General features: G+C 64.6%; 18 protein-coding genes. 15 read left to right on the top strand and 3 right to left on the bottom strand.

Features of this window, described 5'->3' with window-relative positions; translation table 11 throughout:
* Window positions 1-6: 6 nt before the first annotated feature.
* The 3 genes from BLR66_RS08255 to BLR66_RS08245 form a co-directional block, all read right to left on the bottom strand.
* Window positions 7-1,686 (bottom strand): type IV secretory system conjugative DNA transfer family protein, encoded by a 1,680-nt coding sequence (locus tag BLR66_RS08255; protein ID WP_093283086.1) that lies wholly within the window; start codon window positions 1,684-1,686, stop codon window positions 7-9.
* 299 nt (window positions 1,687-1,985) lie between these two features.
* The gene (locus BLR66_RS08250; protein WP_093283085.1) at window positions 1,986-2,639 is read right to left on the bottom strand and encodes a hypothetical protein; all 654 of its coding nucleotides are present in this window, start codon (window positions 2,637-2,639) and stop codon (window positions 1,986-1,988) included.
* 103 nt (window positions 2,640-2,742) lie between these two features.
* Entirely contained in the window at window positions 2,743-5,235 is a 2,493-nt protein-coding gene (locus tag BLR66_RS08245; protein ID WP_093283082.1) for a penicillin-binding protein 1A, read from the bottom strand.
* 214 nt (window positions 5,236-5,449) lie between these two features.
* On the opposite strand from BLR66_RS08245, the gene BLR66_RS08240 reads away from it, so the two are divergent.
* From BLR66_RS08240 to BLR66_RS08170, 15 genes are all read left to right on the top strand, one after another.
* A complete protein-coding gene (locus BLR66_RS08240) occupies window positions 5,450-6,508 on the top strand; it encodes a pilus assembly protein PilM (protein WP_093283079.1) in 1,059 nt (352 codons plus the stop codon).
* A complete protein-coding gene (locus BLR66_RS08235; protein WP_093283076.1) occupies window positions 6,508-7,335 on the top strand; it encodes a PilN domain-containing protein in 828 nt (275 codons plus the stop codon). The genes BLR66_RS08240 and BLR66_RS08235 overlap by 1 nt, the downstream gene beginning before the upstream one ends.
* Window positions 7,332-8,042, top strand: a complete 711-nt coding sequence (gene pilO / locus BLR66_RS08230) for a type IV pilus inner membrane component PilO (RefSeq protein ID WP_093283073.1) — start codon at window positions 7,332-7,334, stop codon at window positions 8,040-8,042. Before BLR66_RS08235 ends, pilO begins: the two co-directional genes overlap by 4 nt.
* A gap of 2 nt (window positions 8,043-8,044) precedes the next feature.
* On the top strand, window positions 8,045-8,587 hold the full coding sequence (locus tag BLR66_RS08225; RefSeq protein WP_093283069.1) for a pilus assembly protein PilP: 543 nt from the start codon (window positions 8,045-8,047) through the stop codon (window positions 8,585-8,587).
* A gap of 14 nt (window positions 8,588-8,601) precedes the next feature.
* Window positions 8,602-10,503, top strand: a complete 1,902-nt coding sequence (locus BLR66_RS08220) for a type IV pilus secretin PilQ (protein ID WP_093283065.1) — start codon at window positions 8,602-8,604, stop codon at window positions 10,501-10,503.
* 158 nt (window positions 10,504-10,661) lie between these two features.
* Window positions 10,662-11,684, top strand: coding sequence for an AAA family ATPase (locus BLR66_RS08215; protein ID WP_093283061.1), 1,023 nt, complete (start codon window positions 10,662-10,664; stop codon window positions 11,682-11,684).
* A 19-nt stretch (window positions 11,685-11,703) separates the two neighbouring features.
* Complete coding sequence (locus BLR66_RS08210) at window positions 11,704-12,612, top strand: DUF58 domain-containing protein (protein WP_093283056.1); 909 nt, start codon at window positions 11,704-11,706, stop codon at window positions 12,610-12,612.
* Window positions 12,612-13,064: a DUF4381 domain-containing protein gene (locus tag BLR66_RS08205; RefSeq protein ID WP_093283046.1), complete on the top strand. Its 453-nt coding sequence runs from the start codon at window positions 12,612-12,614 to the stop codon at window positions 13,062-13,064. The genes BLR66_RS08210 and BLR66_RS08205 overlap by 1 nt, the downstream gene beginning before the upstream one ends.
* Window positions 13,061-14,077, top strand: a complete 1,017-nt coding sequence (locus tag BLR66_RS08200) for a vWA domain-containing protein (protein WP_093283042.1) — start codon at window positions 13,061-13,063, stop codon at window positions 14,075-14,077. Before BLR66_RS08205 ends, BLR66_RS08200 begins: the two co-directional genes overlap by 4 nt.
* Entirely contained in the window at window positions 14,074-15,840 is a 1,767-nt protein-coding gene (locus BLR66_RS08195) for a tetratricopeptide repeat protein (RefSeq protein ID WP_093283039.1), read from the top strand. Before BLR66_RS08200 ends, BLR66_RS08195 begins: the two co-directional genes overlap by 4 nt.
* A complete protein-coding gene (locus BLR66_RS08190) occupies window positions 15,837-17,510 on the top strand; it encodes a BatD family protein (RefSeq protein ID WP_093283035.1) in 1,674 nt (557 codons plus the stop codon). The genes BLR66_RS08195 and BLR66_RS08190 overlap by 4 nt, the downstream gene beginning before the upstream one ends.
* A 139-nt stretch (window positions 17,511-17,649) precedes the next feature.
* Window positions 17,650-18,954, top strand: a complete 1,305-nt coding sequence (locus tag BLR66_RS08185) for a dicarboxylate/amino acid:cation symporter (RefSeq protein ID WP_093283031.1) — start codon at window positions 17,650-17,652, stop codon at window positions 18,952-18,954.
* Between the two features lie 166 nt (window positions 18,955-19,120).
* Complete coding sequence (gene tkt / locus BLR66_RS08180; RefSeq protein WP_093283026.1) at window positions 19,121-21,139, top strand: transketolase; 2,019 nt, start codon at window positions 19,121-19,123, stop codon at window positions 21,137-21,139.
* 136 nt (window positions 21,140-21,275) lie between these two features.
* Window positions 21,276-23,861 carry a bifunctional lysylphosphatidylglycerol flippase/synthetase MprF gene (gene mprF, locus BLR66_RS08175; protein ID WP_143014586.1) on the top strand — a complete coding sequence of 862 codons (2,586 nt, stop codon included), beginning with the start codon at window positions 21,276-21,278 and terminating at the stop codon, window positions 23,859-23,861.
* Complete coding sequence (locus tag BLR66_RS08170) at window positions 23,858-25,243, top strand: virulence factor family protein (RefSeq protein WP_176943795.1); 1,386 nt, start codon at window positions 23,858-23,860, stop codon at window positions 25,241-25,243. The genes mprF and BLR66_RS08170 overlap by 4 nt, the downstream gene beginning before the upstream one ends.
* Window positions 25,244-25,416: the final 173 nt, after the last annotated feature.

The following is a 25,416-nucleotide window of genomic DNA, read 5'->3' as shown; positions in this document are numbered from 1 at the left end:
GTCGGCTCATAGTTTTAGCTGAGGAATTTCTATCTTCGGCAACAGCCGCTGCGTGAAATACTTGTCCTGGTAATACTTGATCTTCTCGCACATCACCGGATGTGGAATGCCTTCGTACAGAAATACCTCCTTGTCGAAGCCCATCGCCTTGAGCTCCTGCGGCAACATCAACGCCCGGCGCTCCTGAGACTCGCTGCGGGAAAAGTCCCGTCCTCGGGTGATGTTCTGTTTGCCTACCGTGGTGTAGCCCAGCATCTCCGAATAGTCATTCGCGTCCTGTTGCTCGCGAGGGGCATAGACGATCTGCAAGGCGTGATTGGTAATGAGAGTGCGCGAAACATCCTTGCCGTAGGTGGCGTCCAGTTGCGACATGCTCTGGATGATAGGCAACAGACGGATGTTGTAGCCAGCCATGTAGCTCACCGCACTGGCGATGATTTCCACCTTGCCGATGGCGGTGAACTCGTCCATCAGCAAGAGGCACTGGTGCTTCAATGCTGGATTGTTCTGCGGGAGCTCTTTGGTGTTCAGGTTGATCAGCTGACTGAAGAATAGATTGACGATCAGCCGGCTCTCGGCCAGCTTGTTAGGCTGGATGCCGATGTAGATGGTCATCTTCTTCTTGCGCACGTCGGTGAGCAAGAAGTCGTTGACGCTGGTGGCCGCATCCAGTATCGGGTTGATAAAGGCGTTCAGGGGTTCCTTGAAGGTACCGAGGATGGACGAGAACGTCTCTTCGGCCTGCGAGAGTATATTGGCGAAGGCCGTCTTGGCGTGGCCGCTAAGGTAGGGTTCCTGCGACAGGCCCTGCAGATACTTCTTCAGGTCGGTGCCGTCTCCTGAGGAGAGCCGATAGATATGCCCCAGCGTGGGGAACTGCAAGCGCTTCCGAGGCACCTTGCGCGCTCGCTGGTCATCGAAGCGTTCGAACAGATACAGCGTGAATGCCGTAAACGTGTTGCGCGCCTGGCTGATCCAGAATTTCTGGGTGTCCGAACCATCCGGGTACAACATCGCTGCGACAGCCTGGATGTCGGAAATGCGGAAAGCCGGGTCCGGCGAGATATAGCTGAGCGGGTTCCAGCGATGGGTACGGCGGTCTTCGGCGAAAGGGTTGAACAAGTAGACTTCGTGGCCTTGGGACTTGCGCCATCCGCTGGTCAGGTCGAAGTTCTCCTGTTTGATGTCCAGAACCACCATCGATTCCTGGTAGTCCAGTAGGTTGGGGATCACGACACCCACGCCCTTGCCCGAGCGGGTGGGCGCGGCCAGGATTACGAACTGTTGTCCCGGTAGCCGCACCAGCTTGCCGTCGAACCTGCCCACGACGATGCCCGTGGGCGAGGGCTTGAACATGTCCTTCCTGACCAGATCGCCACTGTGGGCGAACCGAGCCTCACCGTGCAGAGACTTGGCCTTGGGCTTGAGGATAAATACCAGGAGCGCGACGTACCCGGCTAGAGGTGCACCAAAGCCGATGGCGCCGCCAAGCTTGATCTTCTTGGCATAGGGTGCCCATTGCGGGACATCCAGCGTCTTGTAATAGCCCCAATAGGTATGCCACTTCAGAGGGATATGCTGCTTCAGCAACAGCAGGGTGAGGTAACCCGACAGGTACAGGCCAGCCAACAATGCCAGCAATCCAATTGCCAGAACGAAGGTCCATTTCGACTTGCTCACTTCCATCGCCTCCTTGGCAACAACTACAGACTCACACCTAGAGCGCCCTATCGCAGGTCTGGTTGGGCACGACAGTCAGTGTGTATTGGAGAAGGAAAGGCGATCAATATCAAAAAATTTCAAAGGTGCAAAGTTGCACACTTGCGTTCAAGTCAATCGGACAATTCTTAATGGCCCTGGCTCAAGGTAGGCCGCGGTGATCGGGTAGCGCACACCGTCAATCAATAAGTTCCATCGACTAAACAAAAATTACTGCTACTTCCGCATGCAAACGCAAGCGGGCCGATCCTGGAAAAAGAACGCCATTAACGAGATGCGTTCAGTTCATATCCCACAATCTCCTCATCGGCCAGCAACTGCCGCAGCTGCGCCAACGAAGCCCGTTTCATCGGCCGTTCGTCCACGCCCGACAGCGGCGCCTGCCGCAGGGCATCGTGCGGAAGCACGGTCACATCGAAGGTCAGTTCCTCTGCGCTGAACACCCACACCGGGAAATCGTCGCTGCGCTCGCGGTCCAGCCGCAGATGGCGTGCGCGCGCGTCGGCGGGAATGCGGTGCTCTTCCAGGAAGCGCGGCACTGCGTCGGCGTCGTCGGTATACAGCTGCAGATGCACCGGCGAATTGGCGTCTGCGGTTCCGTCCAGCACTGAGCCGACCAAACGCGGGGAAAAACCGGCGAAGAATTCCAGCGCTCGCAACGCGGCATCGCGGCGCACGCGCACCGCTTGCTGTTGCGATTGGCCGACGAACAGACGCTGGTACTCGCGTAGCGCGTCCTCAATCTCGCGGTTGCGCGGTAGCGAGGCGTCGTCGTGAATGCCCAGGCGCTCGGCGGCTTTCAGCTTGGCCTGGTGGTAATCGCGGAAACCGCCTTCGGCCATCAGCCGGGCCGCTTCGTGGGCCAACCGGTGGCGTCGTTCGCGGGTGCGGGTTTCGGCATGCTGGCGCGCGTGGTGCATGGTGAGTCTCCGCGTCGAAACCTGCGTGGACTGTACCCGATGAATGCGGCAAGTTGTAGGAGCGGGCTGGCCCGCTCCTGAACCGGCCGCTATTGGTTCGAAATCAGAAGATGTCGAAGGCGGCTTCGTCGGCGGCGGCGTTGTCGTCGGTGTTGAAGAACTCTTCGCTCTGTATGCGATCCAGGTCTTCGGCCTTGACCCATTCGGTCGCACCGTTGCTGGTCACCTGCACCATGCCCTCCGGCGGATCGTTCTGCGCGATCGGCTGGTCCTTCAACGCCTCGCGCATGAAGTCGATCCAGATGGGCAGCGCGGCCTTGCCGCCGTATTCACGGTAGCCCAGGCTGCGGAAATCGTCGCGGCCCACCCACACTACGGTGGAGTAGGGGCCGCCGAAGCCGCCGAACCACGCATCGCGGTGGTCATTGGTGGAACCGGTCTTGCCGCCCACATCTTCCCGATTGAGGACCTTGGCCGCGGTGGCGGTGCCGCGCAGGACGACATCGCGCATCATCGAAACCAGCTGATAGGCGGTGCGTTCGTCGATGGCGCGCGGGGCGACCACCAGGTTGGGGTCTACGGGCTTGGGTGCCGCGACGGGCTTCTTCGGGGCCGTTTCGGCCGGTGCTTTCGGCTTGCCGTCCTGGGCGGGACCGAAATCGAAGCCATCCACTACGGTGCTGGCCTGCTGCGCGGGAGCACCGGCGACACCGCCTCCTCCGCAGGTGCGGCAAGCGGTGGCGGGCTTTTCCTTGAAGACGACGTTGCCCTCGCGGTCCTTGATCTCATCGATGAACCACGGGGTCACCCGCGAGCCGCCGTTGGCGAACACCGCATAACCGCGCGCCATCGACAGCGGCGTGAGCGAAGCGGTACCCAGCGACATCGACAGGTTGGGTGGCAGTTCGGCTTCGTTGAAACCGAACTGGCTGATGTACTTGCGCGCGAAATCCACGCCGATACTGTCCAGCAGGCGCACCGACACCAGATTGCGCGACTGCACCAGCGCCTCGCGCAGGCGCATGGGTCCGCGGAAGCCGCCGCCGTCGTTCTGCGGCCTCCACATGTGGCCGCGGCGGTCGCGGAACACCACCGGTGCGTCCAGGACGATAGAGGCCGGATTGAAGCCGCGCTCGAACGCCGCCGCATACAGGAACGGTTTGAAACTGGAGCCCGGCTGCCGCCGCGCCTGAGTGGCGCGGTTGAACTTGTTGCCGGCGAAGCTGTAGCCGCCGATGATCGCCTTCACTGCGCCGTTGCTGGCGTCCAGCGATACCAGCGCGGCCTGGCCGCGCGGGATCTGGTCGATCTGGTAGGTCACCGGCGCGGCATCGGCCGGCTGGGCGGTTTCGCCCGGTTTTGCGGCGGTCACTTTCGGCGCGTCCATCTTGATCCGGGCCAGGTCGCCGCGCTTGAACAGCGAAGCGGGGCTCTTGCCGGTCCAGCGGCTGGCCGAGGCGGGCAGGGCGACTTCGCTGGCGTCGGGCAGGACGACGGTAATGCCGCCGTCGCTGTTGGTCCTGGCCACCACCGTGGCAATCAGTCCGTTCTGGGCGGGGATGCCGGCCACGTGCGAGGCCAGGGCCGCTGCATCGGCATCGGCGGTGACCTCGAAATGCCTTTCCACGCCGTTCCAGCCATGGCGGTGGTCGTACAGACGCAGGCCGTCGCGTACCGCAATGTCCGCCGCGATCTGCATGACCGGGTCGATGGTGGTGGTGACGTGGTAGCCCTTGGTCAGCACCTCGCCGCCGAAGCGCGCGATCATTTCCTGGCGCACCATTTCGGCCACATAGGGCGCATAGACCTCGACCGGGCGCTCATGCGGCTTGGCGTGCATCGGTTCGGCCTGGGCCTCGGCGGCCTGCGCCGGCGTGATGTATTTGTCCTCCAGCATGCGCTCGATGACATAGACGCTGCGCTGGTGGTTGCGCTCGGGGTTGCTGATGGGATTGCCGCTGGAGGGGAATTTGAGCGCGCTGACCAGGGTGGCGGTCTCGCCCAGGGTCAGCTGGTCCAGGGGCTTGCCGTAGTAGTACTCGGCCGCGGCGGCCACGCCGTAGGCGCGATTGCCGAAGAAGCTCTTGTTGAGATAGAGCTCCAGGATCTGGGGCTTGGTCAGCATGCCCTCGATCTTCATCGCAAGCATCATTTCGACCAGCTTGCGGGTGTAGCTGTATTCCGAGCTCAGGAAGAACTGGCGGGCCACCTGCTGGGTGATGGTGCTGCCGCCGGCCACGCGGCCTTCCTTGAGGGTAGCGGTCTGCCACAGGGCGCGCGAGATGCCCTTCGGGTCGATGCCCTTGTGGGTCCTGAAATTCGAGTCTTCCGCGGCTATGAACGCGTCCTGGACCTGCTTGGGGACGTTTTCGATGTTGACCGGGTAGCGCCGGGTCTCGCCGAAAAGCCCGATCAGACGCCCGTCGCTGGCATAGACGTAGAGGGGTTCCTGGAGTTCGACCGTGCGCAGGGACTGGATGTCCGGCACCTTCGAGGAGACCACGTAATAGAGGATTCCCAGGCCGATTGCGCCAAGCAGGAACAGGGCCGTAAAGGTGAAAAATGCCCAGCGCAGCAGGCGGCGGAAACGGGACATCCGGTCAGATTCCGATTGCAGAATACGTGGCGCGGGAGTATAGATGACTCGGGGTAGGGCGGTTACGTTCCGGGGGGAAACAGTGACTTGCCGGACATCTTTAGTGAACCGTGACAAGCCGCACAGGCTGGTTAACGGCTATTGCAAGTGGTGAAAACTTCGTTATTAATGTGAGCCGGGGCTGCTTGTCGTGCCTGTCGGAAGGGGAGATACCGTGGGGCTTATACCTAAAAGCCAGTCGCCGCTCATTGGCGTCGACATAAGTTCGACCGCGGTAAAGCTGCTGCAGCTTTCCCGGGTCGGCAATCGCTTCCGCGTAGATCACTACGCTGTGGAGCCGCTACCGCCCAATGCGGTGGTGGAGAAGAACATCGTCGAGGTCGAGGCGGTAGGCGAGGCGATCCGCCGCGCCGTGACCCGCGCCGGGACCAAGACCAAGTACGCCGCTGCCGCGGTAGCAGGTTCGGCGGTGATCACCAAGATCATCCCCATGCCCGCCGAGCTGGACGAGAACGACCTGGAAGCCCAGGTGGAGCTTGAGGCGGTCAACTACATCCCGTATCCGATCGAGGAAGTGAACCTCGACTTCGAAGTGCTGGGCCCGATGCCCAACAACCCCGAGATGGTGCAGGTGCTGCTGGCGGCCTCGCGCTCGGAGAACGTGGAACTGCGGCAATCCGCGCTGGAGCTGGGGGGCCTGACCGCCCGGATCATGGATGTGGAAGCATTCGCGGTCGAAAACGCCTTCGCCCTGTTGTCCAGCGAACTGCCGATTCCGCACGACGGCGTGGTGGCCCTGGTCGATATCGGCGCCACCATGACCACGTTGAACGTCCTGCGCTCCGGCCGCAGCCTTTACAGCCGCGAGCAGGTGTTCGGCGGCAAGCAGCTCACCGACGAAGTGATGCGCCGCTATGGCCTGACCTACGAAGAAGCCGGCATGGCCAAGCGCCAGGGCGGCCTGCCCGAGAGCTATGAGGTGGAAGTGCTGGAGCCTTTCAAGGAAGCCACCGTGCAGCAGATCAGCCGTCTGCTCCAGTTCTTCTACGCAGGCAGCGAATTCAACCGTGTCGACCAGATCGTGCTGGCCGGCGGTTGCGCCGCGCTGGTGGGTCTGCCGGAGATGGTGGAAGAACAGTTGGGCGTGCCGACCGTGGTCGCCAATCCGCTGGCGCAGATGACGCTCGGCCCACGCGTGCAGGCGCATGCGTTGGCCCAGGACGCTCCGGCGCTGATGATCGCCACCGGCCTGGCCCTGAGGAGCTTCGACTGATGGCGAAGATCAATCTTCTCCCCTGGCGCGCCGAGCGGCGCGCCAATCGACAGAAAGAGTTCTACGGCATGCTGGGCCTGGCGGCCGCGGGCGGGCTGGTGCTGTCGTTCCTGATCTGGTTCCACTACGGCCAGCAGATCAGCGGCCAGAACACCCGCAACCAGTTCCTGCAGGCCGAGATCCAGAAAGTGGAGGGCAAGATCAAGGAGATCGAAGCCCTGGACAAGCAGAAAGACCGCCTGCTGGCGCGCAAGAAAGTGATCGAGCAGCTGCAGGCCAACCGTTCGCAGATGGTGCATCTGTTCGATTCGCTGGTGCGCACCATTCCCGATGGCGTGGCCCTGGCCAGCATCAAGCAGGAAGGCGAGATCCTCACCCTGGAAGGCCGCGCGCAGTCCAATGCGCGGGTCAGCAACTACATGCGCAATCTGGAAGGTTCTGGTTGGATGACCAACCCCGACCTGTCGATCATCGAGGCCAAGGCGGAAGACAAAGCGGCCGGCGCGGCCGTGGTGACCTCCGAAGCGCGCCAGCTTCCGTATGTCTTCACCTTGAAAGTGAAATTGGCGAACCCGAACGCTCCCGATGCCGAAGGCAACGTGCCGGCTGCCGCAGGTACTGCGGAGTCGGGCGCGAACACCGCTGCAAACATGCCTGCGGCGCCGGTTCCGGCGGCCCCCCCGTCCGTGAGCCCAGCACCCGCCGCTGCGCCGGCACCCGGCGCGGCCCCGGCGACGACGCCCGCAGCCGCACCCGCCGCCACTTCGCCGTCCAATACACCGGCTGAGAAGCCGGCGCCGACGAATCAGGGGAGGCCGGCGTCATGAGCCAGAAGAAAGTAAAAATCAGCGACCTCGATTTCAACAACATCGGCAACTGGCCGCAGAACTACAAGATCGGGTTCTGTGTACTGGTGGGCTTGTTGATTCTGTTTCTCGCTTATTTCCTGCTGATCAAGGGCAAGCGCGAGGAGTTGGAAGGACTCGAGCGCCAGGAGTCCGACCTTCGCCGCGATTTCGAAGACAAGGCCGGTCGCGCCGCCAATCTCGAACCCTTGAAGCAGCAGTTGGCCCAGATGGAGCAGGTTCTGCAGCAGATGTTGCGCCAGCTGCCCAGCAAGACGGAAATGCCGGACCTGATCGTGGACATCTCGCAGACCGCTCTGTCCAGCGGCCTGGCCAATGAGCTGTTCCAGCCCGGCCCGGAAACTCCCAAGGAGTTCTACGCCGAGAAACCGATCGCACTGCGCATGGTGGGCAGCTACCACCAGTTCGGCGCGTTCGTGAGCGGCGTGGCGTCGCTGCCGCGCGTGGTGATCCTGACCATGCACGACATCTCGCTCAAGCCCCGGGACACCAAGGGCCGGATCACCGACAACAGCGCCCTGGAGCTATCCGGCACGGTCAAGACCTACCGGTACCTGGACGAAGAAGAAACCGCAGCGCAGGAAAAGAAAGCTGCCGAAGCGGCCAAGGCCGCCGGGGGCGCGACTCCGCCTGCAACGCCAGCGCCAGCCGCCGGTGGTGGAGCATGAGCATGGCTCTCGAGAAACCGAATCGCTTTTCCCGTCGGCTTTGCGTGCTGCTGATCGCTCTGGCGGCGACCGGCTGCGCCCGCAGCATCACCAGCACGCCTGGCGATGCGCCCAATCTTGAGAAGTGGGTCGCCGACGTCCAGGCTCGCCCGGCGCCCGCGCTTGAGCCATTGCCGGTCATGCAGCAGTTCGAGACCTTCGAATACGCCGCGCAAACCCTTCGCGATCCCTTCAGCGATGCCTGGAGCAACACCGATGGCGGTGGCCTGCGACCGGATCCGAACCGGCGCAAGGAAACGCTGGAGCAATATCCGCTGGATAGCCTGGACATGGTCGGCACGATCGGCAAGGGCGCGGGACTGATTGCATTGGTGATGGCGCCGGACAAGGTCACCTACAGGGTGCGGCCGGGCGCTTACTTGGGGCAAAGCGATGGTCGCATCACCGGCGTCCATGAAGATCGCATTGAACTTGTCGAACTTGTGCCGGACGGTGCGGGCGGCTGGCTGGAAAGGCCTGCGTCGATTGCGCTTGAAGATCAATGATTAGGGGATACACGATGACCGCTTCGAACGTTCACAGCCCATTGCCCTTCCGGCGCTTGGCCACCCATGGGGTCTGCCGCCTTGGCCTAGCTATCGGTTTGCTGGCCGTGGCCGGCGTAGCCACGGCCGCCGCGCCGGCTCCCGCCGCAGTAGCAGGCAATGCCGATCCCGCGCGGCAAGCGACGGGCAAGCTGGAGATCGCCAACATCGACTTCAAGCGAGGCGATGGAGGGGCGGGCAGACTGATCGTCCGTTTCAACGGCAAGGGGGCGATGCCCGACTTGCGCAACCAGGGGTCTTCGGTGGTCGTGGACGTCGGCAATGCCGTGCTTCCCGCCGCGCTGCAGCGACCGATGAACGTCGTCGATTTCGCCACCCCCGTGCAGCGCATCGACGCGCACGCTTCGGGCAGCGGCACCCAGGTGGTGCTGAGCACCAATGGCGCGTTCGAGTCCCTCGCTTACCAGACCGGCAACGAATACATCGTGGAAATCGTGCCGCGCGCGGCGCAATCGGCGATGGGCGCTTCGGCCTCGTCCTCGGTCGCCGCAGGTTCGGCGAGCGTGGCCGCCGCCCCGCGCGCCTACAAGGGCCGCCCGGTCACGTTCAATTTTCAGGACGTTCCGGTCCGCACCGTGTTGCAGCTGATAGCGGAGGAATCCAACCTCAACATCGTGGCTTCCGACACCGTCCAGGGCAACGTCACCTTGCGATTGGTCAACGTGCCGTGGGACCAGGCGCTCGATATCGTTTTGCGCGCGAAGGGGCTGGACCAGCGCCGTGAAGGCGGCGTGGTCTGGGTCGCGCCGCAGCCGGAGCTGGCCAAGTTCGAGCAGGACAAGGAAGACGCGCGCATCGCCATCGACAATCGCGTGGACCTGATCACCGATTACGTGCAGATCAACTATCACAGCGCTACCGAGATATTCAAAGCGTTGACCGAAGCGAAGGGCATCGGCAACGGTGGTGGTAGCGGCGGTGGCGGTGGTGGCGGAGGAAACAATCAGGAAAATGGCTTTCTGTCGCAGCGCGGCCGCCTTGTGGCCGATGAGCGCACCAACACACTAATGATCAGCGACATCCCGAAAAAGGTCGCGCAGATGCGCGAACTGATCAACGTCATCGACCGGCCAGTCGATCAGGTGTTGATCGAGGGCCGCATCGTCATCGCGACCGACAGCTTCGCACGTGACCTGGGTGCCCGTTTCGGTGTGTCCGGCAAGCACCAGTACGGCGGCAATACGGCTGTTATCGGCGACACCGCTTCCGGAAACACGGGTGGTACGGGAAACAATCGGGGCGGCTTCAACGTCGACCTGCCTGCCGGCGGCTTCGTCGATGGCACCCCCGGTTCGCTCGCCTATACCCTGCTGGGAGCCAACTTCTCGCTGGACATCGAACTGTCGGCGCTGCAGGAAGAGGGCCGTGGCGAAGTCATTTCCAACCCAAGATTGGTAACGGCGAACCAACGAGAAGCGGTCATCAGGCAGGGTCGCGAAATCGGCTATGTGACCGTCACAGGGGGTGCGAATGGTACGGCGACCCCCAACGTGCAATTCAAGGAAGCATTGCTCGAGTTGAAGGTCACCCCGACGATCACCAATGACGGCCGCGTCTTCCTGAACCTCAACGTCAAGAAAGACGAAGTCGACAGCTTTATCAATATCGGCGATTACGGCGCGGTCCCCCAGATCAACAAGCGCGAGATCACCACCGCGGTTCTGGTGGAGGATGGGCAGACGGTGGTGATCGGCGGTGTATACGAGTTCACCGATCGCAGCAGCCTGTCCAAGATCCCGTTCCTCGGCGACATTCCGTTCCTGGGCAATCTCTTCAAGAAGAAAGGCCGCCAGAAGGAAAAGGCGGAGCTGTTGATTTTCATCACTCCGAAAGTGTTGACGGTCGCCAAGCGCTGATACGCCGCAATAGCATCGAATTCGACGGGGCCGCACGCGGCCCCGTTTTTATTTGCAAACGACGTTGCTGAACAAGTGGGAATATGCCGCCATCGGCAGTGAACCATCGGTTCTCCGATCGGTCAGAATCGAGCGACGCCCTGACAGATCAAGTGCCCATGGACAGCCAGAACGCCGGCATCGCTGCCGATCCGCCCGTCATTGCCGGCAATTCCCGGCTCCACAAGGCATTCGGCGCTTTGCGCGACGGTCTCTCGGAGACCATCGTCGGCCAGTCCGCGCTGGTCGAACGCCTGCTGATCGCGTTGCTGGCCGATGGCCACCTACTGGTGGAAGGTGCGCCCGGCTTGGCCAAGACCACCGCGATCCGAGCCCTGGCTTCGCGCTTGCAGGCCGATTTCGCCCGTGTGCAATTCACGCCGGACCTGTTGCCGGCCGATCTGACCGGTACCGAAGTCTGGCGCCCGCAGGACGGGCGTTTCGAGTTCCAGCCCGGTCCGATCTTCCACCCCATCCTGCTGGCGGACGAGATCAACCGCGCGCCGGCCAAGGTGCAGTCCGCCTTGCTGGAGGCGATGGGCGAGCGCCAGGTGACGGTCGGCCGCCACACCTATCCGTTGCCGCAGTTGTTCCTGGTGATGGCCACGCAGAATCCCATTGAGCAGGAGGGCACGTTCCCGCTGCCGGAAGCGCAGCTGGACCGTTTCCTGATGCATGTGCGCATTGGTTATCCGGAAGCGGCGGCCGAGACGGAAATCCTGCGGCTGGCGCGCGAACGCGCGCGCGATACCTTGCAGCACACCGCCGAAGCGGTTGCGCGGTTGCCGATCGAAGACGTCTTCGCCGCGCGCGCGGCCGTGCTTGATCTGCACGTGGCGCCGCAACTTGAGCGCTACCTTATTGAACTGGTGCTGGCTTCCCGCGACGCCAAGCGCTACGACGCGCAATTGGGGCGGCGTATCGCATGGGGCGCGAGCCCTCGCGGCTCGATCGCGCTCGAGCGTTGCGCGCGCGCGCGCGCCTGGCTGGCGGGGCGGGACTACGTCACCCCCGACGACGTCCGCGCGATCGCGCCCGACGTGCTGCGGCATCGCGTATTGCCCAGTTACGAGGCCACGGCCGAAGGTTGGGATGGCGACAAGCTGGTCGCCGCGCTGATCGCCGCCGTACCGCTGCCCTGAGCGGCGAGGAGGCAGACGGATGAAACCGTCCACCGGCGATGGTTTGAAGCCGACACTGGCCGAGCTGGTGGCGTTGCGCGCCATCGCGCAACGAAGGCCGCCCGCACGCAAGGGAAGATATAACGTCGCCGGTCCGGCGCAATCCAGCGCGCGCGGGCGCGGGATGGAGTACGCCGAATCGCGCGAGTACGTGGCCGGCGACGATGTGCGCCATATCGACTGGCGGCTTACCGCGCGCAGCGGCCGCACGCATACCAAGTTGTTCCAGGCCGAACGCGAGCGGCTGACCTTGATCGTGGCCGATACTTCGCCGGCGCTGTATTTCGGCACGCGTGTCCGCTACAAATCGGTGCAGGCGGCGCGGGCGGCGGCGGTGGCGGTGTGGGCGGCGGTGCGCGACGGCGACCGTGTCGCCATTCTGCGCGGCAGCCGGCAGGAGGCGCCTGTGCCGCCCGCATCGGGCGCACGCGGCGCATTGCGCGTGCTCGACGCGCTGGTGCGCTGGTACTCGCAACCGCCCAAGGACGATTCGGGTCTGGCCTCGGCGCTGGATAGCGCCACGCGCCTGCTGCGTCCCGGCTCGCGGCTGATCGTGCTGGCCGATCCGCGCAGTATTGCGGCGATTCCGGAATCGCGCTGGCCCGCGCTGGCCATGCACCACGAAGTGGTCGTCCTGCTGTTGACCGACGCGCTGGAAACCGAGCCTCCCAAGGCAATGCTGCCGTTCTCGCTAGGCGACCATCGTGTCGAACTGGACCTGGGCAACGCTACGCAACGCCAACGTTGGCGGCAGGAGTTCGGCCGCCCGATCGAAAGCGCGCTGGAGAACCTGCCGCGCCGTGGCGTGCGCGCGTATTCGCTGCAAGGCGATGCGCCCAGCGAATCCTGGCTGCCGCTGCTCGGCCGCGCGCAATCGCAGGTGGCCTGATGCAGGCGCAGGAACTGGTGCTTCGCGACGTGCATGTGCCGCCAGCGCCCTCGTGGTGGCCGCCGGCGTCAGGTTGGTGGCTGGCGGCCGGTGCGATAGCGCTGGTATTCGCGATTCTGTGGTGGGTCGGGCGACAGCGTCGGCGCAGGAAGCTCGCTTGGCAGAAACTCTTCGACGACGCTTGCGGCGACGCCGCGCCCGCCGCGCAAGTGGCGGCTATTTCGGAGCTGCTGCGGCGCGCGGCGCGACGTGTGAATAAGCAGGCGGACAGTCTGCAAAGCGAAGACTGGCTGCGCCTGCTTGATGGGCAGAAGCAGAAGGCCTTCAGTGAAGGCGTTGGACGAATGCTGCTGGAAGGAGGGTATCGCCGCGAAGTGCCGACGGACGAGTTCGCCGCAGCTAAAGCGCTGGCGCGTGTGCGCTTCCTTGAATTGATGGCGGGTCGGAAATGATCGATTCCTGGCTCGAGACGCTGAAGATCGCGTTCGGCGGCTTCGCCTGGCCGTGGATGTGGCTCGCTTTCCCGCTGCCGTGGCTGGCCGGCTGGCTGTTGCCGCCCCATCGCAGTACTTCGGCGTCGCTGAAGGTGCCCTACGGCAGGCGGCTGGATGCCATCGCCACGCTCGGCGGGCGTTCGCGGCGGTTGCATATCGCTGCCCTGGCCTGGCTGGCGTGGTTTCTGCTCTGCGCCGCCGCGGCGCGTCCACAGCAACTTGGCGAAGCGGTGGCGCCACCGCAAAGCGGTCGCGATCTGATGCTTGCCGTGGACCTGTCCGGCAGCATGAGCGAGCCGGACATGGAGCTGGGCGGCAATGTGGTCGACCGGCTCACGGCGGCCAAGGCGGTGCTGGCGGATTTTCTCGATCGCCGCGCAGGCGACCGGGTGGGACTGCTGGTGTTCGGCCAGCGCGCGTACGCGTTGACGCCGCTGACCCTGGACCGCGATTCGGTGCGCGACCAGTTGCGCGACAGCGTCGCTGGCCTGGCAGGGCGCGAGACCGCCATCGGCGATGCCATCGGTCTGGCGGTGAAACGCCTGCGCGATCAGCCCAAGGGCCAGCGCGTGCTGATCCTGCTGACCGACGGCGTCAACACCGCTGGCGTGCTCGATCCGCTCAAGGCGGCCGAACTGGCCAAAGCCGAAGGTGTTCGCATCCACACCATCGCCTTCGGTGGATCGGGCCGAGGTTTTTCCATCTTCGGCCTCACCGTGCCCATGCCCGGCGGCGAAGACGAGATAGACGAGGAAACGCTGAAGAAGATCGCGCAGGAAACCGGCGGGCAATCGTTCCGTGCGCGTGATACCGAGCAGCTGGCCGGCATCTACGCCGAGCTCGACCGCATCGAACCGGTGAAACAGGAAGGCGCGCGCGTGCGTCCGCGTGTCGAACGCTACGGATGGCCGCTGGCGGCCGCCTTGCTGGTCGCGTTGCTCGCATTCCTTTTGCCGAGGCGGCTGCAATGAGCTGCTGGCTGGACTCGTTGCACCTGCTGCGCCCGCACTGGCTGTGGGCGTTGCTGGCCTTGCCTGCCTTGTGGGCGCTGTGGCGCATGCGTTGGCGCAACGACAATGTATGGAAGGGCGTGGTGGACGCGCATCTGCTGCCGCATCTGCTGGAACAAGGCGGCAAGGCCGTGCGCGGCGCACTGTGGATGGGCGCGCTGGGTTACGTCATCACCATCCTCGCGCTCGCCGGCCCCAGTTGGCGTCAGAGCGAGCAGCCGCTGTGGCAATCGCATTCGCCGCTGGTGATCGCGCTGGATCTGTCCAGCAGCATCGCGGCCTCGGACTTGCCGCCATCGCGCCTGCTGCAGGCGCGCGCCAAGCTGGCCACCTTGCTGCGCGAACGCGCAGGCGGCCAGGTCGCGCTGGTGGTCTATACGGGCGAGGCGTTCACGGTGGCGCCGCTCACCGACGATGCGGCCAACGTGGCGTTGTTCCTGGATGCGCTGGAACCGGAGGTGATGCCGGTCGATGGACAGCAACCCGGCAAGGCCATCGCCTGGTCGGTGCGTTTGTTGCAACAGGCAGGTTTCGAACGCGGCGATATCGTGCTGATCAGCGACCACGCCGATACGGCGGCCAACGGCGCCGCGGCCGAGGCGCTGCGCCAGGGTTATCGCGTATCGGCCCTGGGACTGGGCACCGCTGCGGGCGCGCCATACCGCACTGCCGAAGGCCGCATCGCGCAGGCGCGCCTGCAGGCGGGAACGCTGCGGGCGCTTAGCGCTGTCGGTGGTGGCCGCTATCAGGCCGTCACTGCCGACGACTCCGATCTGCGCGCGTTGGAACTGCTGATGCCGCGCGAAACCGACGCCAGCGCCGCGCGCGGCAAGAAAGGCCTGGCCTGGCAGGACGAGGGCTACTGGCTGCTGCCGCCGTTGATGCTGCTGGCGTTGTTCGCGTTCCGTCGCGGTGGTGCGTTCGCCGCGGTCGCGTTGTGTCTTTGCTTGCCGTTGGCGATGTCAACGACGGCGCAAGCCGCGGAAAACAAATGGTGGCAGCGAACCGACCAACAGGAGCATGCACGCATCGAACGCGGCGCCGATGCCTATCGCAAAGGGGACTACTCTGCAGCCGAGCAGGCTTTCACGGGCATCGACAGCGCCGACGCCTGGTACAACCAGGCCAATGCGCTGGCCAAGCAAGGCAAGTACGACGAAGCGATCGCCGCCTACGATCAGGCGCTGAAGCGGCAACCGAAGATGGAAGACGCAATCGAGAACCGCAAAGTGGTGGATGCGGCGCGCAAGCGAAAACCGCAAGGCGGGCAGAACCAGAATCAAAACCAAGACCAGGGCAAGCAGAAAGACCAGCAGCAGAAGAGCGGGCAAGCGGGCGACGGCAAAACCGAGCCCAAGCAACAGCCTTCCGATGCAAAGGACAAGGCGGGCAATCCGCAGCAGACTCTGCCGAAGACCGGCGCCGGGAAAACGCCCGAACAACCGCGTACCCCGCAACAACAGGCTGCCGACGCCAAAGCGCAGCAGGCCGCCGATGCGGCGCAGCGCCAACGCATGCAACAGGCCATGGCGCAGGCAGGCAAGCAATCCGCGCAAGCAGACAAGAGCGGCGCGCAGGTGGCCCGGGCTACGGAAACCCCCGAGCAGCGCGAGCGCAGACAGGCCATCGAAGCCTGGTTGCGGCGTGTGCCCGATGAGCCGGGCGGCTTGCTGAAAACGAAATTCCAGCTGGAATACGAACGCCGGCAGAAGGAGGGACAATGAAACGCAACCTGATCCTGATGCTGCTTTGCCTGCTTGCTTCAAGCATGGGAGCGGAGGCGGCGCAGGCCGCGACCCGTGCCTGGCTGGATAGCAACCGGATCGCGCTGGGCGAATCGGCCACGCTCAACATCGAAACAGACCAGGCCGCCGCGACTCCGGACTTTTCTCCGCTGCGCGCCGATTTCGATCTCAGCGGCCAGTCCAGCAGCCGCCAGGTGCAGATGATCAACGGCGCGGTGACGGCCAAGGTCGTCTATGTCGTAAACCTCTCTCCCCGTCGCGCCGGTACCCTGGCCATTCCCGCTTTGCGCGTCGGCGCCCAGAGCAGTCCACCGCTGGCATTGGTGGTCGAAGCTTCCGCGCCTGTATCGCCACGCGGCAACGCGACCGCTTTTCTGGAAACCGAAGTCGACGATCCCAATCCCTACGTGCAGCAGTCCGTCGGCGTCACCTTGCGGTTGTTCTACGCAGTGCCGCTGGCTTCGGGCCAACTCGACCTGGACGCTCCCGACGGCGCTTCCCTGCAGCGCGTGGGCGATGACGTGCAATCGGTGCGCGAGCTCAACGGCCGCCGCTACAACGTGGTGGAACGGCGTTTCATGATGGTGCCCGAGCGCAGCGGCAGGCTGGTGATTCCCGGCCCCCGGTTCGCAGGCCGTGGCGTGGGCGGGTGGATGGACGACCTGCTGGGCGGCAACAGCCGCGAGATGCGCGCCAACGGCGCGCCCCGTACGCTGCAGGTACGCGCACAGCCGGCCAATGCGCCGCAGCCCTGGTTGCCGTTGCGCGACCTGCGCATGCGCTACGTCGGCGCACCGCAATCGTTGCGCGCGGGCGAAGCGGCGACGCTGGTGGTGGAAGTCGTCGCACAGGGTGCCACGCAGGCGCAGATGCCCGAGCTGCCCGCACCGTCGGTGGCCGGCGCGCAGGTGTTCGCCGAACCGCCGCAATACAACGAGACCTTCAACGCCGGATCTCCACAGGTGAAGCTGACCCGGCGCTATTCGCTGGTGCCCAACGGCGCCGGCAAACTGGTCGTGCCCGGAGCGAAGATGGCGTGGTGGGACGTGCGCGCAGGCGCGGCGAAGACCGCCGGCCTGCCCGATCTGACCCTGCAGGTCGCACCCGGCGCCGGCGGGTTCGCAGACTCGACGCTTCCCGCGACGGCCGACGCAACCGCCACGGCCGGCGACAACTCCCTGCAGGCCACCGGCGAACGCGGGCGTCTGCCCGACAGCGTCTGGGTCTGGCTGGCGGTGGCGTTCGCCGGGCTGTGGCTGATCACGTTGATCTGGGCGCTGCAGCGCCGCAGCGCCGCACCCATTGCACGGCGTTCGCCTGCGCGCATGGGTGAAGAATCTCCGGAGTCGCCGCCCACGCAGACGCGGGCCGACCTCAAGCGCGCGCTGGATAGCGGCGATCTGGAGGAAGTGGGCGATGTGCTGTGCGGCATGTCCACTCCTCCCAGCGCCGATCTGGATGCCCTGATCGCGAAGCTTGAATCGCCCGCGCAGCGCAATGCGGTGGAACAGCTGCGTCGGGCGAAATGGGCCGATGGCGACGGCGTCGCCGCACGGGCCGCATTGCGCGAAGCGTTCCGGGACGGGCCGGTTTGGAGGGCCAGGGCCAAGCCCGCCAAGGAAATCCTTCCGCCGTTGTATCCGGCCTGATGATTCGCGGGGCGGCGTAGGAGCGACGTGAGTCGCGAAGGCACGTTGTCTCCGACGGTTCATCGCGACTCACGTCGCTCCTACGGTCTCCCTTGGGAGGTTTGCTAAGCTGCGGCCTTGTCCGCAGAGGAACCACCGCATGAGCGATACGCCCGTTTCCGGCAGGAAGAAGCTTCCCTTGCACTGGAAGATGGCCATCGGCTTCGGCCTGGGCCTGCTGCTGGGACTGGTGGTGCACGCGACCGGCGGCGGCGATGCGGAATGGGTCAAGTGGGTCACCACTTACGTGACCACGCCATTCTCCAAGATCTTCCTCAACCTCATCTTCATGCTCATCGTACCGTTGCTGTTCTCGGCCCTAGTGGTGGGCATCGCCGAGATGGGCGATATCCGCGCACTGGGCCGCATCGGCTGGAAGACGCTGGCCTATACCGTGATCCTGTCCTCGGTGGCGGTGATCATCGGTCTGGTGCTGGTGAATGTGCTCAAGCCCGGCGCCGGCGTGGACCCCGCGCTGGCGCAAAGCCTGCTGACCGACAACGCCGAGCGCGCCAAGGAAATCGTGGCCAGCGTCGATAAGCAACCGCGCGGCCTGGACATGCTGCTGTCGATCGTGCCCGACAACGTGATCAGCGCCGCTGGCAACAACGGTTCCATCCTGGCGCTGATGTTCTTCGCTGTGATGTTCGGCGTGGGCCTGGTGCTGACCGAAAGCGAAAACACCTCCATCCTCAAGCGCGGCATCGAAGGCGTGTTCGAGATCTCCATGACCCTGATCGGGCTGGTGATCCGGCTGGCGCCGTATGCGGTGGCGTGTTTCATGTTCAATCTGGCCGCCATCTTCGGTTTCGACCTGCTGGTGCGGTTGGGCGCGTATGTGGGCGTGGTGGTGTTGGCGCTCGCTTTCCACATGTTCGTGGTCTATTCGCTGGCCCTGAAGACCGTGGGCAAGTCGCCGCTGGCGTTCTTCCGCGCCACCCAGGAAGCCAGCGTGATGGCGTTCTCCACCGCCTCCAGCAACGCCACCCTGCCCACCGCGCTGCGCGTGGCCGAAGAGAAGCTGCATCTGCCCAATCGCGTCTCGCGCTTCGTGCTGACGGTGGGAGCCACCGCCAACCAGAACGGCACCGCATTGTTCGAAGGTGTCACCGTACTGTTCCTGGCGCAGTTCTTCGGAGTGGACCTGACGATCTGGCAACAGGTGATGGTGATGCTGGTCTGCATCCTGGGCGGCATCGGCACGGCCGGCGTGCCTTCCGGGTCGCTGCCGGTGGTCGCCCTGATCTGCGCCATGGTCGGGGTGGACCCGGTCGGCATCGGCATGATCCTGGGCGTGAACCACTTCCTGGACATGTGCCGCACCACCCTGAACGTGACCGGCGACTTGACCCTGGCCACTCTAGTAGCCCATGGGGAAAAAGATCAGCCAAGAGTCCTGGACTGACCTCCCCCTTTGAAAAAGGGGGATTGAGGGGGATTTGCTCTTGGCGCCAAGAGCAAATCCCCCATGGCCCTCTTTTCCAAAGGGCGTAAGAGCAAGCGCTCTGCGCCCCAACCATGGGACAATAGGGCCGCCCGAGCTACGGGCGACCTCACTGAAAATCGCCCCCATGACGACGCCCGCCTCCAACAAGCCTGGCCGCCGCCAGCTCGCCAACGCCATCCGTTTCCTCGCCGCCGATGCGGTGGAAGCCGCCAAATCCGGCCATCCTGGCATGCCCATGGGCATGGCCGACATCGCCGAAGTGCTGTGGAACGATTACCTCAGCCACAACCCCAGGAATCCGAAGTGGTTCAACCGCGACCGCTTCGTGCTGTCCAACGGCCACGGCTCGATGCTGCAATACGCCCTGCTGCATCTCAGCGGCTACGACCTGCCGCTGGAAGAACTGAAGCACTTCCGCCAATTGCACAGCAAGACCGCCGGCCATCCGGAGCACAGCGAAACCCCCGGCGTGGAAACCACCACCGGGCCGCTGGGCCAGGGCTTCGCCAATGCGGTCGGCTTCGCGCTGGCCGAAAAACTGCTGGCGCAACGCTACAACCGTCCCGAATACCAGATCGTCGACCACCGCACCTGGGTGTTCATGGGCGACGGCTGCCTGATGGAAGGCATCTCGCACGAAGCCGCCTCGCTGGCCGGCACCTGGGGCCTGGGCAAGCTGGTCGCGTTCTGGGACGACAACAAGATCTCCATCGACGGCAATACCGACGGCTGGTTTACCGACGACACGCCCGCGCGCTTCGAGGCCTATGGCTGGCAGGTGATCCGCAACGTCAACGGCCAGGATGCGGTGGAAATCAAGACCGCCATCGACACCGCTATCAAGGCCACCGACAAGCCGACCCTGATCTGCTGCCGCACCACGATTGGCTTTGGCGCGCCCAACAAGCAGGGCAAGGAATCCTCGCACGGCGCACCGCTGGGCAAGGACGAACTGGCGGCCGCGCGCGTGCAGCTGGAATGGCCGTACGCCCCGTTCGAAATTCCCGAGGAAATCTATGCCGGCTGGCGCGCCGGCGAAACCGGTGCGGTGCGCGAAGACCAGTGGAACGCGCTGTTCGACCAGTACGCCGCCAACTTCGGCAGCGAAGCGGCCGAGTTGTCGCGCCGCTCGCACGGCGACCTGCCGGAAGGTTTCGTCGAATCGGCCAATGCCTTCATCGCGAAACTGCAGGCCGAAGGTCCCGTGATCGCCTCGCGCAAGGCCTCGCAGATGGCCATCGAAGCCTTCGCGCCGCTGCTGCCGGAACTGATCGGCGGCTCGGCCGACCTGGCCCATTCCAACCTGACCCTGTGGAAGGCCAGCAAGTCGGTGGCCACGGACGATCCCAACGCCAACTACGTCTATTACGGCGTGCGCGAATTCGCCATGACCGCGATCAGCAACGGTCTGGCGCTGCACGGCGGCTTCATTCCGTTCGACGCGACGTTCCTGGTGTTCAGCGACTACGCGCGCAATGCAGTGCGCATGAGCGCGCTCAACCCGGCGCACGCGATCCATGTGTACACGCACGACTCCATCGGCTTGGGCGAGGATGGCCCGACCCATCAGCCGGTCGAGCACCTGGCCTCGCTGCGCTACATCCCCAACAACGACGTCTGGCGCCCGTGCGACGCGGTGGAATCGGCGGTGTGCTGGCGCGCGGCCATCGAACGCAAGGACGGTCCCAGCTGCCTGGTCTTCAGCCGCCAGAATCTGCCGCACCAGCCACGCGACGAAGCGCAGGTCGCCAACATCGCGCGCGGCGGCTACGTGCTGGCCGATGCCGAAGGCGGTACGCCGGACGTGATCCTGATCGGCACCGGTTCGGAAGTGGGCCTGGCTACGCAGGCCAAAGCCACCTTGGATGCCGCAGGCATCAGGACGCGTGTGGTGTCGATGCCTTCGACCGACGTGTTCGACCGCCAGCCGGCCGAGTACCGTGAATCGGTCTTGCCCAAGGCCGTGCGCAAGCGCGTGGCGGTGGAAGCGGCGGTCACCGATTTCTGGCGCAAGTACGTGGGCCTGGACGGCGCGGTGATCGGCATCGATACCTTCGGTGCGTCCGCTCCAGCCGAGACGCTGTATCCGTACTTCGGCATCACCGCCGAGAAAGTGGTGGAAGCGGCCAAAGCGCTGAGTTGAGGTCCCTCGCGCGCACGGAATGAAGCGGCGTCCGCATCGCCTTCACGGCGATGCCTCGCCGCTTGCGCGATAAAGGCAGGGAACTGCGACCAATGGAAACCTGTCGCACAGAGGCGTTCAACGGCGGTTAGGGGTCATGTCGCGGAGGCAGCGGACCATCGATTTCAAAGCGGCATCGTGGTTGCCCTTGCTGCAGCGGGGCAGGCCCTGGTTGTTGGCGGCGGGCGTGATCGCGCTGGCGGGATTGCTTGCGTTCGCGTTCAAGGGCCTGTGGCAGGAAATCAGCTACGACCAGGTCGTAGCGGCGGTGCGCGGCGTCGATACGGGCGGCCTAGCGTTGGCCTTGCTGGCCACGGCGGTCAGCTACCTGGCGTTGAGCGGTTACGACCACTCTTCGCTTCGCTACGTGGGTGCATCGGTGCCCTACCGGGTAGTCGCGCAGACTTCCTTCATCGCTTACGCGTTGACCAACACCATCGGCCTGGGCGTGTTCACCGGCGGCGCGGTGCGCATGCGTCTGTACGGGGCCGCCGGCGTGGAAGCCGGGCTGATTTCGCGGGCCATCGCTTTCAATGCGGTGGCTTTCGGCCTGGGTGTCGGTACGGTCGGGGCGTTGGGCTTGCTGTGGGACGTGCAAGTGCTCGCTCCACTGGTGCATGTCCCCGCCTGGCTGTTGTCGATCGGTGCCTGGCTGGTGCTGGCCGCGATCGGCGCCCTGCTGGTGTGGTGCCGCGATGGCCGCGAACGCCGTTTGTTCGGGCGCTTGCCTCTGCGCCTGCCGCAGGCCTCGCTGGCGCTGCGGCAGTTGCTGTGGTCGGTGCTGGATATCCTGGCTGCGGGCGCGGTGCTGTGGGTGCTGTTGCCTGACGGCGCAGTGAGTTTCCCGGTCTTCATCGGTTTCTACGCCGCGGCGCTGGTGCTGGGCGTGATCAGTCATGTGCCGGGCGGACTGGGCGTGTTCGAAGCGGTCATGCTGGTGGCTCTCGGCGGACGGGTGCCCGCCGAAGCGCTGGCCGGAGCGCTCGTGCTCTATCGCCTCGTCTATTACGTGCTGCCGCTGCTGCTGGCCATGCTGCTGATGATGCTGCACGAACTGCGCAGCGGGGTCGCGGCGCCGTTGACCCGGGCGGTCAGCAGTCTGGCGCCGTTGCTGCTTGCCGCCTATACGCTGGTCGTGGCGGTGGTGGTGCTGGTGTCGGGGGTCACGCCGGCCACCGAAGAAGCCACCGAGCTACTGGCCTTGCACGTGCCGCTGCCGCTGGTGGAAGCGTCGCATTTCCTCAGCAGCGTCGCCGGATTGGCGCTGCTGTTCGTGGCGCGCGGCATGTTGTCGCGACTGGACGCGGCATGGTGGGCGGGGTTGGGGTTGGCTGGGATGACCTTGCTGATGGCGCTGCCCAAGGGCATTGCCGTATCGGAAGCGGTGCTGTTGGTGTCGCTGGTGACCGCGCTGGCTTTGTCGCGGAAACAGTTCACGCGCAAGGCCTCGCTGTTGTCGGTGCCGTTCACCGGCGGCTGGTTGCTGGCGGTCGCGGCCATCTTCGCCGCATTGATCGCGTTGCTGTTCTTCGCCTATCAGGACGTCGACTACACCCATGAGTTGTGGTGGCAGTTCGAGTTCAACGGACATGCGCCGCGTTCATTGCGTGCGCTGGTGGGTATCGCCCTGTTGGCCCTGGTGCTGGCGGTGCGCCAGCTGTTGCGTCCTGCCTCGTCGGCGCCGGAGCCGCCGGACGCGGCCGCATTGGCGCGCGCGGACTCGATCGTCCGCCGACAGGACAACGCCGACGGTTTTCTGGCGCTGACCGGCGACAAGCAGTTCCTGTTCTCGGAAACCGGCAACGCCATGGTGATGTTCGGACGCCAGCGGCGCTCGTGGATCGGCCTGTTCGATCCGCTGGGGCCGGAAAACGAACAGGCGGAGCTGGTATGGCGCTTGGTGGAGCGCGCACGCGAGGCGGGAGGGCGCGCTTGTTTCTACCAGGTGCGTCCGCAAGCGTTGTCGATGTATCTGGACGCGGGCATGCGCCTGTTCAAGCTGGGCGAATACGCCTATGTGCCGCTGGCCGATTTCTCCCTGGAGGGGAAACGCCGTTCCAACCTGCGCTACAGCCTCAAGCGCGCCGAACGCGAAGGCGCGCAATTCCGGATGGTGCCGGTGGAAGAAGTGCCGGAGATACTCGGGGAGCTGCGCGCCGTTTCCGATGCGTGGCTGGCCGAACACCGGGCGGCGGAGAAACGCTTCTCGGTAGGCGCTTTCATCGACGACTATGTGCTGAGACAGCCGGTAGCCGTGGTGCGTCACGAGGGCCGCATCGTCGCCTTCGCCACGCTGCTGACCACCGATACCAAGGCCGAGGCCACCGTCGACCTGATGCGGCACCTGCCGAAGATGCCTTACGGCACCATGGATTTCCTGTTCGCCGAACTGATGCTGCATTTGCGCGGACTCGGATTCCAGCGGTTCGGCCTGGGCATGGCGCCGCTGTCGGGCATGGCCAAGCATTCGCTCGCCCCGTTCTGGCACCGCGGAGGCCGGTTGTTGTTCGCGCATGGCGAGAATTTCTACAATTTCCGCGGGTTGCGGGCGTTCAAGGAAAAATTCGATCCGCAATGGGAAGCGCGCTACCTGGCATCGCCGGGCGGTGTCGTCCCGTTGCTCCTGCTGGCCGATATCGCCGCGTTGATCAGCGGCGGTTTGAAGGGTGTCATCGCAAAATGATCAAACGTCTCGTGGTTTCGCTGTCGGTCGCGTTTCTGTCCATGCTGCCTGCGCATGCGCAGGAGCGCATCTCGCATGGTTCCTTCGACCGCGTCGCGCTGTATCGGCCGCAAGGGCAAGCCAACCAGTTCGTGCTGTTCCTTTCCGGCGAGCAGGGTTGGGACGGCGCAATGGATACTGCCGCCCGCGCCCTGGTCAAGGAGGGAGCGATGGTGGCGGGCATCGACATGCCCAAGCTGCGCGCCGCCCTGGCCAAAGACGGCGACGATTGCGTGTTGCCCGACGGCGACTTGGAGAACCTTTCGCACTACCTGCAAGGCTACGCACAACAGCCTACTTACCGCACGCCCTTGCTGGTCGGCTACGGGCCAGGCGCCGCGCTTGCTTACGCGATGCAGGCGGTCGCCGACCAAGACACCTTCGCCGGGGCGATCTCGTTGTCGTTCTGCCCACGGCTGGATCTGGGAAAGCCGCTATGCCAGCGCGCCGACAAGCACTTCCTTGAGGACGCGAAGGGCGATGTTTCGGTCCTCGCGCCCGTATCGGAGTTGCCGCAACCCTGGGTCGTGCTGCAGCAGACCAATGACGATCGTTGTGCAGTCGCCGGCGTGCGCGATTTCGTCGGCCGCACCCACGGCGCCGCGCTGTCGGCGCTGCCCGGCCGCGGCTGGGATCTGTGGACGGACAAAGGCGCGTTGCCAGCGCTGTTGGCCAGTTACCGCGTATTGACCGCGGGGCGCGACATAGCGCTTCCGCCGCCGCCGCCGAAACTGATCGACCTGCCTTTGATAGAAGTGCCGGCCGCCGGCGACAACGACACCTTCGCCATCCTGCTGAGCGGCGATGGCGGTTGGGCCGGACTGGACAAGGAAGTGGCGAACGCACTCGTCGCCAAGGGAATTGCCGTGGTCGGTTTCGATTCCCTGCGCTATTTCTGGAAGGCGCGCGAACCCGAGGAGCTGGCCGCCGATATCGACCGGATCGTGCGCCATTACGCCAAGCATTGGGGCAAGAAACGGGTCGTGCTGATCGGTTACTCGCAGGGCGCCGACGTATTGCCCTTCGCGGTGAACCGGCTGCCCGACGCCTCCCGTGCACGGGTGGCGCAGACCGTGCTCATGGGCCTGGGGCAGAACGCTTCCTTCGAATTCCATCTTGCCAACTGGATCGGCAAGGACGACGGTCTGCCCATCTTGCCGGAGGCGGTCAAATTGAGCGAAGCCGACGCTTTATGCCTGTACGGCGAGGACGAGGACGATTCGCTATGCCCGGATATTCCACCCGGACACGTGCATGCGCAATCGCTGCCGGGCGGACATCATTTCGACGGCGCCTACGACAAACTCGCCGAGCTCATCGTGCAGCGCATCGCGGAGCCCTAGGGCCTGCCGTAAAGTCAGTCAAACCATCAAAGCGGCAAGAGCCGTAAGGGTAGGTCGGGGCTACGCCCCCGACGTACGGAAAACCTAGCCATTACGCGCGTCGGGGGCGTAACCCCGACCTACCGCTCACCTGGGCCGTTCTTGCAATCTGCAGTGCGTTGTCGCCTCAAGCT

It is taken from the genome of Pseudoxanthomonas sp. CF125, from assembly GCF_900104085.1.
Lineage (GTDB): Bacteria > Pseudomonadota > Gammaproteobacteria > Xanthomonadales > Xanthomonadaceae > Pseudoxanthomonas_A.
The sequence above is the reverse complement of the archived record's forward strand: the minus strand, read 5'-3'. Positions and strand labels throughout refer to the sequence as shown.

Bases quoted from the DNA above. Each gene is read 5' to 3' on its own strand.
- BLR66_RS08255 (WP_093283086.1), bottom strand. From the start codon at position 1,686: ATGGAAGTGAGCAAGTCGAAATGGACCTTCGTTCTGGCAATTGGATTG.
- BLR66_RS08250 (WP_093283085.1), bottom strand. From the start codon at position 2,639: ATGCACCACGCGCGCCAGCATGCCGAAACCCGCACCCGCGAACGACGC.
- BLR66_RS08245 (WP_093283082.1), bottom strand. From the start codon at position 5,235: ATGTCCCGTTTCCGCCGCCTGCTGCGCTGGGCATTTTTCACCTTTACG.
- BLR66_RS08235 (WP_093283076.1), top strand. From the start codon at position 6,508: ATGGCGAAGATCAATCTTCTCCCCTGGCGCGCCGAGCGGCGCGCCAAT.
- pilO (WP_093283073.1), top strand. From the start codon at position 7,332: ATGAGCCAGAAGAAAGTAAAAATCAGCGACCTCGATTTCAACAACATC.
- BLR66_RS08225 (WP_093283069.1), top strand. From the start codon at position 8,045: ATGGCTCTCGAGAAACCGAATCGCTTTTCCCGTCGGCTTTGCGTGCTG.
- BLR66_RS08220 (WP_093283065.1), top strand. From the start codon at position 8,602: ATGACCGCTTCGAACGTTCACAGCCCATTGCCCTTCCGGCGCTTGGCC.
- BLR66_RS08215 (WP_093283061.1), top strand. From the start codon at position 10,662: ATGGACAGCCAGAACGCCGGCATCGCTGCCGATCCGCCCGTCATTGCC.
- BLR66_RS08210 (WP_093283056.1), top strand. From the start codon at position 11,704: ATGAAACCGTCCACCGGCGATGGTTTGAAGCCGACACTGGCCGAGCTG.
- BLR66_RS08205 (WP_093283046.1), top strand. From the start codon at position 12,612: ATGCAGGCGCAGGAACTGGTGCTTCGCGACGTGCATGTGCCGCCAGCG.
- BLR66_RS08200 (WP_093283042.1), top strand. From the start codon at position 13,061: ATGATCGATTCCTGGCTCGAGACGCTGAAGATCGCGTTCGGCGGCTTC.
- BLR66_RS08195 (WP_093283039.1), top strand. From the start codon at position 14,074: ATGAGCTGCTGGCTGGACTCGTTGCACCTGCTGCGCCCGCACTGGCTG.
- BLR66_RS08190 (WP_093283035.1), top strand. From the start codon at position 15,837: ATGAAACGCAACCTGATCCTGATGCTGCTTTGCCTGCTTGCTTCAAGC.
- BLR66_RS08185 (WP_093283031.1), top strand. From the start codon at position 17,650: ATGAGCGATACGCCCGTTTCCGGCAGGAAGAAGCTTCCCTTGCACTGG.
- tkt (WP_093283026.1), top strand. From the start codon at position 19,121: ATGACGACGCCCGCCTCCAACAAGCCTGGCCGCCGCCAGCTCGCCAAC.
- mprF (WP_143014586.1), top strand. From the start codon at position 21,276: ATGTCGCGGAGGCAGCGGACCATCGATTTCAAAGCGGCATCGTGGTTG.
- BLR66_RS08170 (WP_176943795.1), top strand. From the start codon at position 23,858: ATGATCAAACGTCTCGTGGTTTCGCTGTCGGTCGCGTTTCTGTCCATG.